At 36.4% G+C, this 16635-nt stretch carries 16 protein-coding genes; 14 read left to right on the top strand and 2 right to left on the bottom strand.

The window, feature by feature from the left end; all coding sequences use genetic code 11:
- The first annotated feature begins 191 nt into the window (after window positions 1–191).
- Window positions 192–3638 (top strand): pyruvate carboxylase, encoded by a 3447-nt coding sequence (gene pyc / locus GFJ36_RS20495; RefSeq protein WP_097889653.1) that lies wholly within the window; start codon window positions 192–194, stop codon window positions 3636–3638.
- 237 nt (window positions 3639–3875) lie between these two features.
- Here pyc and ctaA read toward each other — a convergent pair whose 3' ends face one another.
- Complete coding sequence (ctaA, locus tag GFJ36_RS20490) at window positions 3876–4811, bottom strand: heme A synthase (RefSeq protein WP_001188735.1); 936 nt, start codon at window positions 4809–4811, stop codon at window positions 3876–3878.
- A 496-nt stretch (window positions 4812–5307) separates the two neighbouring features.
- Here ctaA and ctaB point away from each other — a divergent pair, with 496 nt between their 5' ends.
- The 7 genes from ctaB to GFJ36_RS20455 all read left to right on the top strand — a co-directional run bounded on the left by ctaB (window position 5308) and on the right by GFJ36_RS20455 (window position 12446).
- The gene (gene ctaB, locus GFJ36_RS20485; protein WP_000017546.1) at window positions 5308–6231 is read left to right on the top strand and encodes a protoheme IX farnesyltransferase; all 924 of its coding nucleotides are present in this window, start codon (window positions 5308–5310) and stop codon (window positions 6229–6231) included.
- Window positions 6232–6324: 93 nt separating this feature from the next.
- Complete coding sequence (gene coxB / locus GFJ36_RS20480; protein WP_000745278.1) at window positions 6325–7374, top strand: cytochrome c oxidase subunit II; 1050 nt, start codon at window positions 6325–6327, stop codon at window positions 7372–7374.
- A 60-nt stretch (window positions 7375–7434) separates the two neighbouring features.
- Window positions 7435–9270 carry a cytochrome c oxidase subunit I gene (gene ctaD, locus GFJ36_RS20475; protein WP_170956742.1) on the top strand — a complete coding sequence of 612 codons (1836 nt, stop codon included), beginning with the start codon at window positions 7435–7437 and terminating at the stop codon, window positions 9268–9270.
- Window positions 9270–9893: a cytochrome c oxidase subunit III gene (gene ctaE / locus GFJ36_RS20470; RefSeq protein WP_000557858.1), complete on the top strand. Its 624-nt coding sequence runs from the start codon at window positions 9270–9272 to the stop codon at window positions 9891–9893. Before ctaD ends, ctaE begins: the two co-directional genes overlap by 1 nt.
- Window positions 9894–9896: 3 nt before the next feature.
- Window positions 9897–10229, top strand: coding sequence for a cytochrome c oxidase subunit IVB (gene ctaF / locus GFJ36_RS20465; protein ID WP_000985692.1), 333 nt, complete (start codon window positions 9897–9899; stop codon window positions 10227–10229).
- Window positions 10230–10314: 85 nt separating this feature from the next.
- Window positions 10315–11220, top strand: coding sequence for a cytochrome c oxidase assembly factor CtaG (gene ctaG, locus GFJ36_RS20460; RefSeq protein WP_000069010.1), 906 nt, complete (start codon window positions 10315–10317; stop codon window positions 11218–11220).
- 227 nt (window positions 11221–11447) lie between these two features.
- Complete coding sequence (locus GFJ36_RS20455) at window positions 11448–12446, top strand: formamidase (protein ID WP_157349728.1); 999 nt, start codon at window positions 11448–11450, stop codon at window positions 12444–12446.
- A 46-nt stretch (window positions 12447–12492) separates the two neighbouring features.
- On the opposite strand, the gene GFJ36_RS20450 is transcribed toward GFJ36_RS20455, so the two are convergent.
- Window positions 12493–12858 carry a YugN family protein gene (locus GFJ36_RS20450; RefSeq protein WP_001160938.1) on the bottom strand — a complete coding sequence of 122 codons (366 nt, stop codon included), beginning with the start codon at window positions 12856–12858 and terminating at the stop codon, window positions 12493–12495.
- A 206-nt stretch (window positions 12859–13064) separates the two neighbouring features.
- Here GFJ36_RS20450 and GFJ36_RS20445 point away from each other — a divergent pair, with 206 nt between their 5' ends.
- From GFJ36_RS20445 to GFJ36_RS20420, 6 genes are all read left to right on the top strand, one after another.
- Window positions 13065–14099 carry a CAP domain-containing protein gene (locus tag GFJ36_RS20445; RefSeq protein WP_097889654.1) on the top strand — a complete coding sequence of 345 codons (1035 nt, stop codon included), beginning with the start codon at window positions 13065–13067 and terminating at the stop codon, window positions 14097–14099.
- 186 nt (window positions 14100–14285) lie between these two features.
- Entirely contained in the window at window positions 14286–14741 is a 456-nt protein-coding gene (gene ylbD / locus GFJ36_RS20440) for a YlbD family protein (RefSeq protein WP_001143338.1), read from the top strand.
- Between the two features lie 11 nt (window positions 14742–14752).
- Window positions 14753–14998, top strand: coding sequence for a YlbE-like family protein (locus GFJ36_RS20435; protein WP_001200991.1), 246 nt, complete (start codon window positions 14753–14755; stop codon window positions 14996–14998).
- Between the two features lie 82 nt (window positions 14999–15080).
- Complete coding sequence (locus GFJ36_RS20430) at window positions 15081–15653, top strand: histidine phosphatase family protein (protein WP_033657734.1); 573 nt, start codon at window positions 15081–15083, stop codon at window positions 15651–15653.
- A 116-nt stretch (window positions 15654–15769) separates the two neighbouring features.
- The gene (locus tag GFJ36_RS20425) at window positions 15770–16219 is read left to right on the top strand and encodes a YlbF/YmcA family competence regulator (RefSeq protein WP_000634355.1); all 450 of its coding nucleotides are present in this window, start codon (window positions 15770–15772) and stop codon (window positions 16217–16219) included.
- A gap of 126 nt (window positions 16220–16345) precedes the next feature.
- On the top strand, window positions 16346–16612 hold the full coding sequence (locus tag GFJ36_RS20420; RefSeq protein ID WP_002080814.1) for a YlbG family protein: 267 nt from the start codon (window positions 16346–16348) through the stop codon (window positions 16610–16612).
- Window positions 16613–16635: the final 23 nt, after the last annotated feature.

The following is a 16635-nucleotide window of genomic DNA, read 5'->3' as shown; positions in this document are numbered from 1 at the left end:
GTATGCTATACTATTTTTGTGAAACAAATTGATCAGAAAACTTATCATTTGTTAAAAAATAAGGTATGATGGATAAAAATAAAGTGAAGCTTTCTAAGTATAATATAATGTAGAAAGTGAAGAACTTCACGCTCTTTAGGGTGTGTATATATTTTATCTCTAGAGTGGTAGGAAAGTAGAGGGGGAAAATCATGACAAAGCTGCAACGTATTCAAAAAGTATTGGTAGCTAACCGTGGAGAGATTGCAATTCGTGTGTTTCGAGCTTGTTCGGAACTTGGATTAAAAACAGTTGCAATCTATTCTAAAGAGGATAGTGGTTCTTATCATCGTTATAAAGCCGATGAGTCCTATTTAGTTGGGGAAGGGAAAAAGCCAATTGATGCTTATCTAGATATTGAGGGCATTATTGAGATTGCGAAAAGTAATCATGTAGATGCAATCCACCCTGGATATGGTTTCTTGTCAGAAAATATTCAATTCGCAAAACGTTGTGAAGAAGAAGGGATTATCTTTATTGGTCCAAAGAGTAAGCATTTAGATATGTTTGGAGATAAAGTGAAAGCAAGAACACAAGCGCAGCTAGCACAAATTCCAGTTATTCCTGGTAGTGATGGGCCGGTAAATTCAGTAGAAGAAGTTGGAGAATTTGCTGAAAAGTATGATTACCCGATTATTATTAAAGCTTCCCTTGGCGGTGGCGGTCGTGGTATGCGTATTGTACGTAGTAGTGAAGAATTAAGAGAATCGTATAATCGAGCGAAGTCAGAAGCGAAAGCAGCCTTTGGTAATGATGAAGTATACGTTGAAAAATTCGTTGAAAAACCTAAACATATAGAAGTTCAAATTTTAGCAGATGAAGAGGGCAATGTTATTCATTTATACGAGCGTGACTGTTCTGTACAACGTCGTCACCAAAAAGTGGTAGAAATCGCACCTAGTGTGTCGCTTTCAGATGATTTGCGTCAGCGTATTTGTGATGCTGCTGTGAAATTAACGAAAAATGTAAATTATTTAAACGCAGGAACAGTAGAATTTCTTGTAAAAGGTGATGAGTTTTACTTTATTGAAGTAAATCCGCGTGTTCAAGTTGAACATACAATTACAGAAATGATCACAGGGGTAGATATCGTTCAATCGCAAATTTTAATAGCTGATGGACATGCATTACATAGTAAAATGGTAGGTGTTCCGAAGCAAGAGGAAGTAGTTGTTCATGGATTTGCGATCCAATCTCGTGTAACGACTGAGGACCCACTAAATAATTTCATGCCGGATACAGGGAAAATTATGGCATACCGATCAGGCGGTGGTTTCGGTGTTCGTCTTGATACAGGTAATAGTTTCCAAGGTGCTGTTATTACACCGTACTATGATTCTTTACTTGTAAAAGTTACAACATGGGCACTTACTTTTGAACAAGCTGCTGCGAAAATGGAACGTAACTTAAAAGAATTCCGTATTCGTGGTATTAAAACAAATATTCCATTCCTAGAGAATGTAGTAAAACATAAAAACTTCTTATCAGGAGAATATGACACTTCATTTATTGATGCGTCACCTGAACTATTCCTGTTCCCGAAACGTAAAGACCGCGGAACAAAAATGTTAAATTACATTGGGTCAGTAACAGTAAATGGCTTCCCAGGAGTAGGGAAAAAAGAGAAACCAATTTTCCCGGATGCTCGTATACCGAATGTATTACACTCAGAGCCGGTTCAAAATGGAACAAAACAAATTTTGGATGAGCGTGGAGCGGACGGATTAGTAAAATGGGTACAAGATCAAAAGCGTGTACTTTTAACGGATACAACATTCCGTGATGCGCATCAGTCATTACTGGCGACGCGTATTCGTACAAAAGATTTACATCAAATTGCAGAGCCGACAGCGAGAATGTTACCGAACCTATTCTCAGCGGAAATGTGGGGTGGTGCAACGTTTGATGTTGCATATCGTTTCTTAAAGGAAGATCCATGGGAACGATTACTAGATCTTCGTGAAAAAATGCCAAACGTTTTATTCCAAATGTTACTTCGCTCTTCAAACGCAGTTGGTTACAAAAACTATCCGGATAATTTAATTCAAAAATTTGTGGAATGTTCTGCTCAAGCTGGAATTGATGTGTTCCGTATTTTTGATAGCTTAAACTGGGTAGAAGGTATGAGAGTTGCGATTGATGCTGTACGAGATACTGGTAAAATTGCAGAAGCAACAATGTGCTACACAGGAGATATTCATGATCCGTTACGTAGTAAATATGATTTAAATTACTATAAAAACTTAGCAAAAGAGTTAGAAGCATCAGGAGCACATATATTAGGAATTAAAGATATGGCAGGCTTATTAAAACCTAATGCGGCATATGATTTAGTTTCTGCATTAAAAGAGACGGTATCGATTCCGATTCACTTGCATACACACGATACGAGTGGAAATGGTATATTAACGTATACAAAGGCAATTGAAGCAGGTGTTGACATTGTCGATGTAGCAGTAAGTTCTATGGCTGGTCAAACGTCACAACCAAGTGCGAACACGCTATACTATGCATTAGGTGGAAACGAAAGACAGCCAGACGTTAATATAGATTCATTAGAAAAACTATCTCATTATTGGGAAGATGTACGTAAATACTACGCACCGTTTGAAAGTGGTATGAATGCACCTCATACAGAGGTATATATGCACGAAATGCCAGGCGGACAGTATAGTAATCTACAACAACAAGCGAAAGCGGTTGGTTTAGGAGATCGCTTCGATGAAGTGAAAGTAATGTACCGCCGTGTGAATGACATGTTTGGCGATATTGTTAAAGTAACGCCATCATCTAAAGTTGTCGGTGATATGGCATTATTTATGGTTCAAAATCACTTAACAGAACAAGATGTTTTAGAGCGTGGGCATTCTATGGACTTCCCAGGATCTGTTGTTGAAATGTTCTCAGGAGATTTAGGACAGCCATATGGTGGTTTCCCGAAAAAGTTGCAAGAAATTATTTTAAAAGGGAAAGAGCCATTAACAGTAAGACCGGGTGAATTATTAGAGCCAGTAGATTTCGACGCGTTAAAAGAAGAGCTATTCCATAAGCTTGGACGCGAAGTGACGATTTTTGATGTAGTTGCATATGCATTATATCCAAAAGTATTTATGGATTACGAAAAAGTTGCTGAGCTTTATGGAAGTGTATCTGTGCTTGATACACCGACATTCTTCTATGGTATGAGACTTGGTGAAGAAATCAATGTGGAAATCGAACAAGGTAAAACATTGATGGTTAAACTAGTATCAATCGGAGAGCCTCAGCCAGATGGAAATCGTGTTCTTTACTTGGAGTTTAACGGTCAACCACGTGAGATAGTTGTGAAAGACGAAAGTGTGAAAGCAACAGTGGCACAACGTGTGAAAGGAAACCGTGAAAACCCAAACCACATTAGTGCAACAATGCCAGGAACGGTTATTAAAGTAGTTGTTAAAGAAGGCGATGAAGTGAAAAAAGGCGATTCTATGGCAATTACAGAAGCGATGAAAATGGAAACGACAGTTCAAGCGCCGTTCAATGGTAAAGTGAAAAAAGTATATGTTAACGATGGAGATGCAATTCAAACGGGTGACTTACTGATTGAATTAGATCACTAAAAAAGAAAAAGAGCTGTGTAAATGCAGCTCTTTTTCTTTATCCCGCTATTCGCCGGGCAGTAAGACACCCGCCTCAAAATTCAGCGAAAACAAAGAAGTTAGATGGGGGATCAACTGCCCATAAAAGCCTGATTGGTGCGGGCTAATAATCAGTGGGGGATGAAGACCCCACTGATTAAAGTTTCACTTTATTGCAAAAAATACCTTGCCAATTCAGCAAGGTATTTTAATTTAAATTTATTTTGTTTGTTTAGAAGTTGATTCAGCTTCTTTTGCATTCACTTTACTTCGTGTACCTAACATAACTAAATAGCATAGTACAGCAAACAAGCAAGAAATGAATAGTGAATGTAATAATGCCATTACTAAATTAGCATTTGTAAATACGACTAAAATTCCTACGATAGCTTGAAGTGTAACAAGGATAAATGAAATGATCCATCCCCAGTATACGACAGGCTGCTGCTTGTAATGGCGAATAGCGAGAATCATCGCGTATAGTATCCAAGCGAAAATTAACATCGCTGCAACTCTATGTCCCATTTGAACCCATTCATGTAGTTGAGTTGGCATAGGTCTATTTTTGCTACATAAAGGAAAGTCTGGACAGGCTAAGCTAGCTCGTTCGTGACGTACTAAAGCACCTGTGTAGACGACAATATAACTGTAAATTGTTACACCATAAATATGAAATTTCATTTTTTTGTCCATAATAAGTGAACGTGCATCAAATTTCTGATCAATTTCAAAGATAAGACACGTTAATAAAATGACAGAAGCAAATGAAATTAAGGAAATACCGAAATGGATAGCAAGTACAGCTGGCATTTGTCCCCAAACAACTGCTGCCGCTCCCATTAATGCTTGCGCAACTAAAAATACGAAGGATAAAATTGCTAACGTTTTTGTTTCGCGCACATGTTTATAATATTTCCAGGACAAAATACAAAGGAGAGTGACAAGAATTCCTGCTGATCCTGATGTAAGGCGGTGACTTAGTTCAATAATAGTTTCCATTGATAAATTAGATGGAACAAATTCACCGTTACAAAGTGGCCATGATTTACCGCACCCTTGGCCAGAACCTGTTTTTGTAACTAAGGCGCCTCCTAGTAAAACTATTAATAAATCAAGACTCGTAATGACTGCTAACCATTTAATAAAGCGTTGCAATCTATTTCACCATCTTTCTGCTATGAAGTTATTGCGAAATATTTTCATTCCATTATGTATAGAATAAAAAGCGCTAGTTCCTATGATATATAAAAAATAATAAAATAGCAAAGAAATGGCGGGGGCAGACAGGGGAGAGAAAATGGGTGTGGAAATAGGATATATAAGGGAATTTTTAGGTGGAAAACAGGCTATTTTGAAAAGATATGGGGAGAATACGTGTTAAATATGACAAAAAAGTTTATTATAGAAGGTAACATCATGTTATGATAAGGACAAGTAAGAATTAAGTTTTTATATTCGACACAAAAAGTTCATGTTTTCTTCACAAAATGTTCGGGAAATATGATTTAATATATTGGAGTATGGGCGTAGATTAGTAGTAGAATGGATTAACAATATTTCTACTGTAATAATATTGCTATATAGAAGCGAAATATTTCATTCGAAATAGGCGCAAAAAGAAAGATGAAAGTTTTAAGAGGGGGTTAAAGTGATGAGCCATGCAACAAGTGAGCTGCATGATGAGTCAGCTGTTACAAGTGTACCGGAAACAACTCGGCTACAAGATTTATCAGCGCTCGTTAAAATGGGGATTGTAAACTCAAATACACTTACTGTATTTACAGGATTTTGGTTGGCATTACATTTTAATGGATTAAGTGTGATGGACAATCTGGATAAGTTATTCTTTACAATCGTTGGTTCTGGATTAATTATGGCAGGGGTATGTTGTTTAAATAACTACATTGATCGAGACATCGACCCGTTAATGGAAAGAACAAAAACCCGTCCAACAGTTACTGGGAAGTATAAACCGGGATTTGCACTTACATTTGGACTAGTTATATTACTTCTTGGATTTGTATTTTTATTATTAACAACACCAATGGCAGTATTAATGGGATTTATTGGTGCTTTCACATATGTTGTCTTATATACGTTATGGACAAAGAGAAAGTATACACTAAATACTGTTGTAGGTAGTATATCTGGAGCAGTTCCACCTTTAATTGGATGGGCAGCAATCGATCCATCTTTAGGCCATCCAATTGCTTGGATGTTATTTTTAATTATGTTTATTTGGCAAATCCCACATTTCCTCGCATTAGCGATGAAACGTGTTGATGAATATCGAAATGCAGGAATTCCAATGCTTCCTGTAGTTCATGGATTTGAAATTACGAAACGCCAAATTATGATTTGGACAGTATGTTTATTACCACTACCATTTTATATGAGTGGACTAGGGATAACATTTATGGTAATTGCAACATTGTTAAACATCGGATGGATCGTTTTAGGATTTTATGGCTTCCGTAAGCAAGATGACATCAAATGGTCCGTACAAATGTTTGTTTATTCCCTAAATTATTTAACAATCTTATTTGTATCAATGATTGTAGTTACATTCTTCTAAGACAACGACATAATTGGATTTCTTTACGTTGAGATTTACTTTACTTAACTATAAAGTACAATCTAATTCACAAGGAAAGTGGGGGTTGTTTGTATGAAGAAACAGTGGCGACTGCTTTCGTTCGTTTCACTGCTGGCTTTACTGTTAGGGGGATGCGGTAAAGCCTTTCAATCTACTTTAATTCCGCAAGGAGAAGTAGCAAAAATGCAATATGATTTGCTCTTACTAGCAACTGCGATTATGGTAGGAGTAGTACTAGTAGTTACTATTATTTTCTTATATGTAATTGTGCGTTTCCGACAAAAGAAAGGTCAGGAAGATTATATTCCAGAGCAAGTTGAAGGGAATCACAAACTAGAAATTATTTGGACAGTTATTCCGATTATTCTTTTGTTAATCTTAGCTGTTCCGACGGTTACATATACATTCAAACTTGCTGATGTAAGTGCGATGGAGAAAAAGAATATTGATAAAGATACTATCGTTGTTGATGTAACAGCGAATCTTTATTGGTGGGAATTTTCTTATAAATCAGAAAAAATAGTGACTTCTCAAGATTTAGTCATCCCCACAGGTAAGAAAGTGTATTTGAATTTGAAGGGTGCCGATATTAAACATTCGTTTTGGGTTCCATCTTTAGCTGGGAAAATGGATACAAATACAGACAATGTGAACAAAATGTGGTTAAAGGCAGATAAATCGGGCACTTATAATGGTTTTTGTACAGAATTTTGCGGCCCATCACATTCTTTAATGCAATTCAAAGTGAAAGCTTTAGATGAAAGCGAGTACAAAAAGTGGCTTGCTGATATGAAGAAGATTGATGGGAAGAAAGAAGTAGCTTCAACAAAGGCGCAAGAGGGCCAAGAAATATTTAATAAAAGCTGTATTGGTTGTCACGCAGTTGGATCTAATGATAGTAGACCACCTTCCGCTCGTATCGCACCAAACTTAGCAAACTTTGCGGATCGCGATATGGTTGCCGGTATTGCCGAAAACAATGAAGAAAACTTAAAAAAATGGCTGAAAGATCCTGAAAATATGAAACCAGGAAATAAAATGACTGGTAAATATGGCAACTTAACGGATGATCAAATTGATGCATTAAATGCATACTTACAAACGTTAAAAGTTGAAAAGTAAAGAGGGATTATTCGCGAAGGGGAGGTTGAAAACGTGAGTTCTGTAGCAAAAAAACAGGGGATGGGTGCTGTCATATGGGATTATTTAACGACAGTAGACCATAAAAAGATTGCCATTCTCTATTTAATTGCAGGTGGATTGTTTTTTATAATAGGCGGAATAGAAGCTCTATTTATTCGCCTTCAATTAGCGATTCCTAACAACGCTTTTCTTGTTGGGGATGCTTATAATCAAGTATTAACGATGCACGGTACAACAATGATTTTCCTCGCAGCTATGCCACTCGTGTTTGCATTTATGAACGCCGCTGTACCACTTCAAATTGGTGCACGTGATGTAGCGTTCCCGTTTTTGAATTCACTCGGATTTTGGTTATTTTTCTTTGGTGGAGTATTTTTAAATTTAAGTTGGTTTTTAGGTGGAGCACCTGATGCAGGCTGGACATCTTATGCATCTTTAGCTTTAGCCTCTAAAGGCCATGGTGTTGATTTTTATGTACTCGGCTTGCAAATTTCCGGTATTGGTACATTAATTGGAGGTATTAACTTCCTTGTAACCATTATTAATATGCGTGCGCCAGGAATGACGTATATGCGTATGCCGATGTTTACATGGACGACATTTGTAACATCTTCTCTAATATTATTCGCTTTTCCACCGTTAACTGTAGGATTAGGACTTTTAATGTTAGATCGTTTATTTGGAACAAGTTTCTTTAATCCAGCATTGGGCGGGAATACAATTATATGGGAGCATTTATTCTGGATTTTCGGTCATCCAGAAGTATACATTCTTATACTCCCAGCTTTCGGAATATTCTCAGAAATCTTCGCGACATTTTCGAAAAAACGATTATTTGGTTATTCGTCGATGGTGTTCGCGACAGTATTAATTGGATTCTTAGGATTTATGGTATGGGCGCATCATATGTTTACTGTTGGACTTGGTCCAGTTGCAAATGCTATTTTCTCAGTTGCAACAATGGCGATTGCAGTACCGACCGGTATTAAAATATTCAACTGGCTCTTTACGATGTGGGGAGGAAGTATTCGTTTTACGACACCGATGATGTGGGCAGTAGCTTTCATTCCATCATTCGTAATGGGTGGAGTTACAGGTGTTATGCTAGCATCTGCACCAGCGGATTATCAATTTCATGATAACTATTTCGTAGTAGCTCACTTTCATTATGTAATTGTCGGCGGTGTTGTATTTGGTTTACTTGCAGGAGCTCATTATTATTGGCCACTGATGTTTAATAAAGTATTGAATGAAACGTTAGGAAAGATAACATTTTGGCTATTCTTTATCGGTTTCCATTTAACGTTCTTCATACAGCATTTCCTTGGTTTAATTGGTATGCCACGTCGTTACTACACATATCTTGAAGGCCAAGGGCTGGAAATGGGGAATATGATTAGTTCTATTGGAGCGGTATTTATGGCTCTTGGAACGATTGTTCTTCTATTCAATGTAATTAAAACGACAGTTTCAAAAGAAAAGGCTGGTCGTGATCCATGGGATGCACGTACATTAGAATGGACAATGCCAGCACCAACACCAGAATATAACTTTAAACAATTACCATTTGTTCGCGGGTTAGATCCGTTTTGGATTGAAAAACGTGAAGGGAATAAAGAGATGACAGCGGCGGAACCAATTGGTGATATTCATATGCCAAATCCATCGTTTTCACCATTTATCATTTCTTTAGGATTGTTTATAGCGGCATTCGGTGCAATGTATATGCAGGGTGGAAAAGATAAGTTTTGGTTATTAGTAGCAATTATCGGTTTAATCATTACATTTGGTACAATGTTCCTACGTTCAGTAATCGATGATCATGGATATCATATTCATAAGGAAGATTTAGAAGATAAGGGGGGCAAGGCATAATGCATGTAGATGAAAAATTAACGAATGAAACATTTCCAGCAGAGCCTGAAAAAGCAACCCTTGAGGGAAAAAATAAGTTTGTCGGTTTTTGGTTATTTCTTGGAGGCGAAACAGTATTGTTCGCTTCCTTGTTTGGCACATATTTAGCGTTAAAGAATTCTACAAATGGTGGACCAACATCTCAAGAGATGTTCCAAATGCCACTCGTTTTCATTATGACGATGCTTTTATTAACGAGTAGCTTAACGAGCGTATATGCGATGTATCATATGAAAAACTTTAACTTTAAGAAAATGCAACTTTGGCTATTAGTAACAGTGTTGCTAGGTTTAGGGTTTTTAGCATTTGAGATATATGAGTTTTATCATTATACGCATGAATTTAAGCATACTATGAGAAGTAGTGCATTTGGTTCCGCGTTTTATGCTCTTGTTGGTACACATGGTCTCCACGTATTGTTTGGATTATGTTGGATTTTAACATTAATCTTTAGAAATGCGAAGAGAGGTCTAAATTTATACAATGCACCGAAGTTTTATGTTGCATCGATTTATTGGCACTTTATTGACGTAGTTTGGGTGTTTATTTTCACTGTAGTATATTTGATGGGAATGGTGGGATAAACAATGGCGATAAAGCAAATGAATAATCCTAAAGTTGATCTTGTTTATCGGAAGAGAAAAAGTGCGGAGGAAATGAAGCATCAAGTTATTACATTTGCATTAATGATTTTTTTAACATTAGTTGCATTTGCAGCAGTCGCATATCCGAAAACTTTTAGTCCGACTTTCTCAGTACCATTTATTTTACTATTAGCAGTGGTACAAGTAATTTTTCAATTGTATTATTTTATGCATATGAGTCATAAAGGACATGAAGCGGCAAGTTTCTTTCTTTATTCTGGTCTGTTGATCGGGTTAATTACAATTTTAGCTTTTATGACAATTGTGTGGATTTGAAAAGTGAAGAATAAGGGAGCTTGTGTCGTCACAGCTCCCTCTTCATGTTATGTGAAAGGATAACCTTAAGAAGGTAGGTGTGACAATGAGTAACTTGTGGATATTTGGTTTTCAAGCTCTATGGAGTCCAATCTTTTTACTATTTATGCTTTCGATCCTTATCGGGTACTTTTTAATTATTGGGCCATATAGAATGCGATTTGAACATGCGAAAAAGGTAAGTAAGAAGCAAGTTTTTTATTTTACGACCGGGATTGTTCTTTTGTATTTTGTAAAGGGAGGGCCTATTGATTTAATTGGTCATATTATATTTAGTGCACATATGTTTGAAATGGCAGTTATGTATATTGCAGTTCCACCGTTATTGTTGCTTGGTATACCAGTTTGGTTATATCGTTATATTACTTCTTTTAAGTTCGTTCAAATTATATTGAAGATATTTGCTAAGCCACTTATTGCATTGTTTGTATTTAATGGCCTGTTTTCTTTTTATCATTTACCAGTTGTTTTTGATACAGTAAAACAAAGTCAAATTGCTCATCCTATTTGTCTCGCTATATTGTTCTTTACGGCAATCATGATGTGGTGGCCGATGCTAAATCCATTACCAGAATATCAAACGTTAAGTGATATAAAGAAACTGGGTTATATGTTTGCTAACGGTATATTATTAACGCCAGCTTGCGCGTTAATCATTTTTGCGACGGCGCCATTATTTGCAACGTATACGGATCCGGCTGCTTGGATGAAGGCGATGGAACTATGTGTACCAGCGGGAACTTTATCTGATTTAAATATAACTGGACCAGAATTTTTACACTGGATGCCAGTCGTACAAGATCAACAAACAGGTGGCATCATTATGAAAATTGTCCAGGAAATAGTGTACGGTACGATTATTGGTTATGTATTTTTTAGGTGGGCACGTAGAGAGCGTGAAAAAGATAAAGAGCAGTTGCAACAATTACCGCCATATTTACAGACTAAGTAAAAAAGTGTATGGGTTTCCATACACTTTTATAGTTTTAGTAAACTATAAAAGATTGAATTTTCAATTTATTCATGTTAAGTTAGTGTAGGCATGTACTAAAAGTGGATATAAGATTTACTACTAGCTTTAATACGTAATAATTCCATGTGTAGTGCAAGTTTTTTAGAGAGTTACAAATTTATATTGTTATCTTTAATAAACAAGAACTATTTTAAGGGGGAATTTAAATGGGTAGTAGTGGAAGTATGGTAAAGCCAATTAGTGGTTTTTTAACAGCATTAATACAATATCCAGTACCGGTAGTAGAGTCACGTGCAGACATTGATAAACAAATTAAACAGATCATAAAAACAATTCATTCAACTAAATCAGGGTATCCTGGATTGGAATTGATAGTATTTCCAGAATATAGTACACAAGGGCTTAATACAAAAAAATGGACTACAGAAGAGTTTTTATGTACAGTTCCTGGGCCAGAAACAGACTTGTTTGCTGAGGCATGTAAAGAGTCTGAGGTATATGGTGTTTTTTCTATAATGGAAAGAAACCCTGATGGTGGAGAACCGTATAATACAGCAATAATTATTGATCCACAAGGTGAAATGATTTTGAAGTATCGTAAGCTAAATCCTTGGGTGCCAGTCGAACCTTGGAAAGCTGGAGATTTAGGCTTACCTGTTTGTGATGGACCTGGAGGAAGTAAATTAGCTGTTTGTATTTGTCATGATGGTATGTTTCCTGAAGTAGCTCGTGAAGCAGCTTATAAAGGTGCAAATGTCTTGATTCGTATTTCTGGATATAGCACACAAGTTAATGAACAATGGATGTTAACTAATCGTTCGAATGCATGGCAAAACTTAATGTATACATTGTCAGTGAACTTAGCGGGTTATGATGGGGTATTTTATTACTTTGGTGAAGGACAAGTTTGTAATTTTGATGGGACTACTTTAGTGCAGGGACACCGAAATCCTTGGGAGATTGTTACTGCCGAAGTATATCCAGAGCTAGCAGATCAGGCTAGATTAGGATGGGGTCTCGAAAATAATATATATAATTTAGGTTCAAGGGGATATGTAGCGACTCCTGGAGGGGTGAAAGAAAACCCGTATACGTTTGTAAAAGATTTAGCTGAAGGTAAATATAAGGTTCCTTGGGAAGATGAGATTAAAGTAAAGGATGGAACTATTTATGGGTATCCAGTCAAAAAGACGATTCATTCTTAAGTAAGATAAATAGAAAAAGCGCATCAATATGATGCGCTTTTTCTATTTACTCAATGATTTGGAACTCTTTTAACTCTTTTTCGATATTTTGTAGGAGTTGTTCGCTTTTTTGAAGTACATTCGTTGGGAAAGTTTCACCATCACCATATTCAACGCCGTGAGGATAATAATGTTTTCCTAATAAGGGAGGAAGTAGCTTTATTTCAGCGTGTCTGCTACCAACATCACCTTCAACAGCCAAACCTTGTACGCGCAAATAATAAATATCATTTAATATTTCAAATTTATAATCGTATGTAACTCGTTCATAATCCCACTGTCCAGCAAGTACAAAATGGTTCTTTTCCATAATCTCTGTTAATAGTGTTAAATCAACGACTGCCCCATTAAATTTCGTATTTGTAAATTGCATATAATACCTCCTCTTTTCATGTTACATCATTATTTTTATAATAGTATGAATAATAAGAAAGTGCAATTCATATTGAGAGAAAAGGTAGAATCCAGACTTTTTTTGCGAAAATATGATATAGTGAAAAGAGTACGGTACACACAAAAAAGGAAAGAAAAGGATTTGTGTATATCTCAATTTTATGTTTTGTGCAGGAGGTATATCGATTGAAGAAATTATTGCGTATCGTAATGATTACATTTTTAATTTTAGCTGTTGATTTATACGGGAAATTACTCGTTTCACAATATATATTAACCCCATCTCAATCAAAGCAAGAAAATAAAATTGTGAAAAAGAAAAAACAAGTAAATGAAGACTCTTCCGATACTGTTTTAAATATGATTGGTGGGGACTCTGAAAATTTATTAGCAAAATGGGGCGAACCATCTCGAATAGAGCCATCTGCTTACGGATATGAATGGTGGGTATATAATCAAGATTTAACTAAGTATGTTCAATTTGGAGTTGCAGAACGAAAAGTTGTAACGGCGTATGTTGCTGGTGAGCAGGTTAAGGTGCCGCCTTATTATATAAATGAAAAGTATGAAGAAGTGTATAAAAAGAATCCACTCTCGCATGAGATTTCGTTAAAAAGAGGGAAAAATAGTTATCAATTTGAGTTATCTGACACGGAAGTGATGGAACAACCATTAATACCTGTAGAAGATGGCTGGGCACAATTATATTTTGATCATTTTACACATGAGCTTGTTGGTGTTCGTTATATGGATGATGAAACGTTATTACGCCAAAGACCGTATCAGCTTGTTTATTCGGGTGAATTACTAGCTGAACAACCATTGACTCCAGATAAAATGAAACAAATAGAGAATGGGAATATGCAACAAATTTTTGATTTAACAAATATTATTCGAAGTCGCCATAAGTTACCGCTGTTAGCTTGGGATCAACAAACAGCAGAGGTGGCTATAGGGCATAGTAAAGATATGAAGGATAATAATTACTTTTCACACGATTCACCTACACTAGGTACGTTAGGAGATCGTTTACAGCGCGGGAAAGTAGGGTTTCAACTTGCTGGTGAGAACATAGCGGCGAAACATAGTGATGGAATTGCGGCGGTGCAAGGTTGGTTAAATAGTGAAGGGCATAGAAAGAATGTATTAAATGAACAATTTACAGGATTAGGTGTTGGGGTATACGATAAGTTTTATACACAAAACTTTATTCGAAAATAAAGTGAAATTTTAAGTTGTGTAGGGGAAACCTCACGTTTAAGTACTTCGTATTCACTGAAGTGTAGGTCGGAATCTTACCGTATGCAAATAGCAGGATAAAAAGGTGCATGAATCGTCTAAAAATAGGCGAACCATGTGCCTTTTTTTTCTTACTATATAGTAGATATACATGAAGAGGTGAGGATTATGCCAACAACAAAAGGACCGTTACATCCATCGGTTCAACAGTTTAAAGAGTTTGTAAACCATCACCCTAAAATGGTTCATGAGGTTAGAAGTGGTCACAAAACTTGGCAACAGTTTTATGAAGAATGGTACTTACTTGGTGAAGAAGATCCGATATGGGCAACTTTTAGGCCTGATGGAGCGCCAGCTTTTTCTTCGGTAAAAGAAAATAAACAAGAAAAAGAAAAAGAAAAAGAAAAAGATAATCGAACTGAAGAGGAAAAAACTGCTGATGTGATGGGACAAATGCTTTCTTTCTTTAAAAAGCTAGATGTGGAACAGATGCAACACCATTTAGCTAATGTGACGAGTGCTATTGGTAGTGTGCAACAAGTTTTTCAACAATTTCAAGGGAAGCCCGCGCGGCAAGAAGAAAGTACTTCCGAAAATAATCCATTTTTCTTTCAGAAGGATTAGGGGGAAAGCGGATGAGAGCAGAAATTATGGAGTTTATAAAGGCTGATGAGGATTTATCTCGCTATATTAGGGAGCAACCGTACTGGTATAGAAAACTAACGCGAAACCCTGAAGAAAAAGAGGCATTTGAGTTAGCGGCTATGCAGCATTTCAAAAAAACGATACCAGATAAAGTTGAGAAATTTCAAAACCAATTGGCAGTTGCCTCCATTATGATCGATATGTTTCAGTATATGAAGCAGCAAAATACAACATAATTGGAAGGGAAAACTATGTCCGTCATGCAGAACTTTTGATACAATAGAAGCGGATTATTTAAAAAGGAGTTGCAGCATGAGCATGACGGAAATTTGTTTAGTACGACATGGACAAACTGATTGGAATTTTCAAGAGATTATTCAGGGACGTGAAGATATTCCACTTAATGAAGTGGGAAAGAAGCAAGCAAGTCAAAGTGCAGTTGCTTTGCAAGCGGAAGCATGGGATGTAATTATAAGTAGCCCATTAATTAGAGCGCACGAAACAGCTAAGGAAATTGCAGGGGCTGCAGGATTGCAATCGATTTTATTAGATGAGCGATTTGTTGAACGTAATTTTGGTGAAGCTTCTGGGAAGCCGGTTGCGACTGTTAGGGAGCTAATTGCAGAAGGTAAAGTAGAAGGTATGGAGCAAGATGAAGAGATTGTAACCCGTTGCTTTGCTGCTATAAAAGATGTTGCAGAAACCCATTCTGGCAAACGTATTATCATTGTAGCTCATTCACATGCGATAAAAGCAATTTTACATGCAATTGCACCGGAAGATATTTCGTTTAAGACACCATTAAAAAATGCATGTATTAGTTATGTGAAAGAAAATAGTGGGAAATGGGATGTTCTGAAATATAATATTGCGGAACATATTAATGTATAAGTATGTGCTGGGATTATACGGAAAATAGTTAGAGTGATATCTTTCTGTTTAGTGAGACACTTCAATTAGTAGTTCTATTCTAAATGTGGTATGATGAATACTCGGAGGTGTCTCTCATGATTGTAGCGACGCTGGAAAGCGTATTGATATTAGATAAGGCAGAGCAGCTTGCAAAAGCGATTATCTGTTCAGATATAGCAGAAGACTATCGTAAGTGTTATAAAGAATTGCATGAAGATATGGAAGTTCAGACGTTAATTCAGCAATTTACAGCGATGAAAGAACGATATGAAGAAGTGCAACGTTTCGGTAAATACCATCCTGATTATACTTTCGTTTCGACGAAAATGAGGGAGTTAAAGCGTTCTGTAGACTTACATGATAAGGTTGCAGCTTTTAAACGAGTAGAAACAGCTTTGCAAAAGTTGTTAGATGAAGTTAGTGTAGCAATCGGTTCTGAGGTGTCTTCTTCCATCAAAGTTCCAACAGGAAATCCATTTTTTGATGCTGGTGGCTGTGGTGGCGGTTGTGGTACCGGCGGAGGTTGTGGCTGTAAAACGGGGTAAATTACCCCGTTTTTTAGAAGATAGAAGAAAACGTATACAGAGTTTGTCCTGTAATGTCATAAATTTCTGATTGGTTTTCATAAAATATAAAATATATGTTTTTAAAAGGAGAAGATGGAGAAGATTATGTTCGGGCAACGACAAAGTATGATTGTTTATTTACATTCATTGAAACATGCCAAGATTTTAAGGAAATATGGTAACATACATTACATATCAAAACGCTTAAAATACGCAGTAGTATATTGTGATATGGAACAAATTGAGCATATGATGCAAAAGTTGAACAAACTTCCTTTTGTGAAGAAGATAGAACAGTCGTACCGCCCGTATTTAAAAACGGAATTTGAAAATTCACGTCCTGATCGGGCAAAAGAATACGATTATAGTTAATAGAAAAAATCCCCTGCTAATTT

Origin of the sequence: Bacillus sp. EE-W1 (genome assembly GCF_009760835.1) — a bacterium.
GTDB lineage: Bacteria > Bacillota > Bacilli > Bacillales > Bacillaceae_G > Bacillus_A > Bacillus_A wiedmannii.
This window is presented reverse-complemented; position numbering and strand designations above follow the sequence as displayed.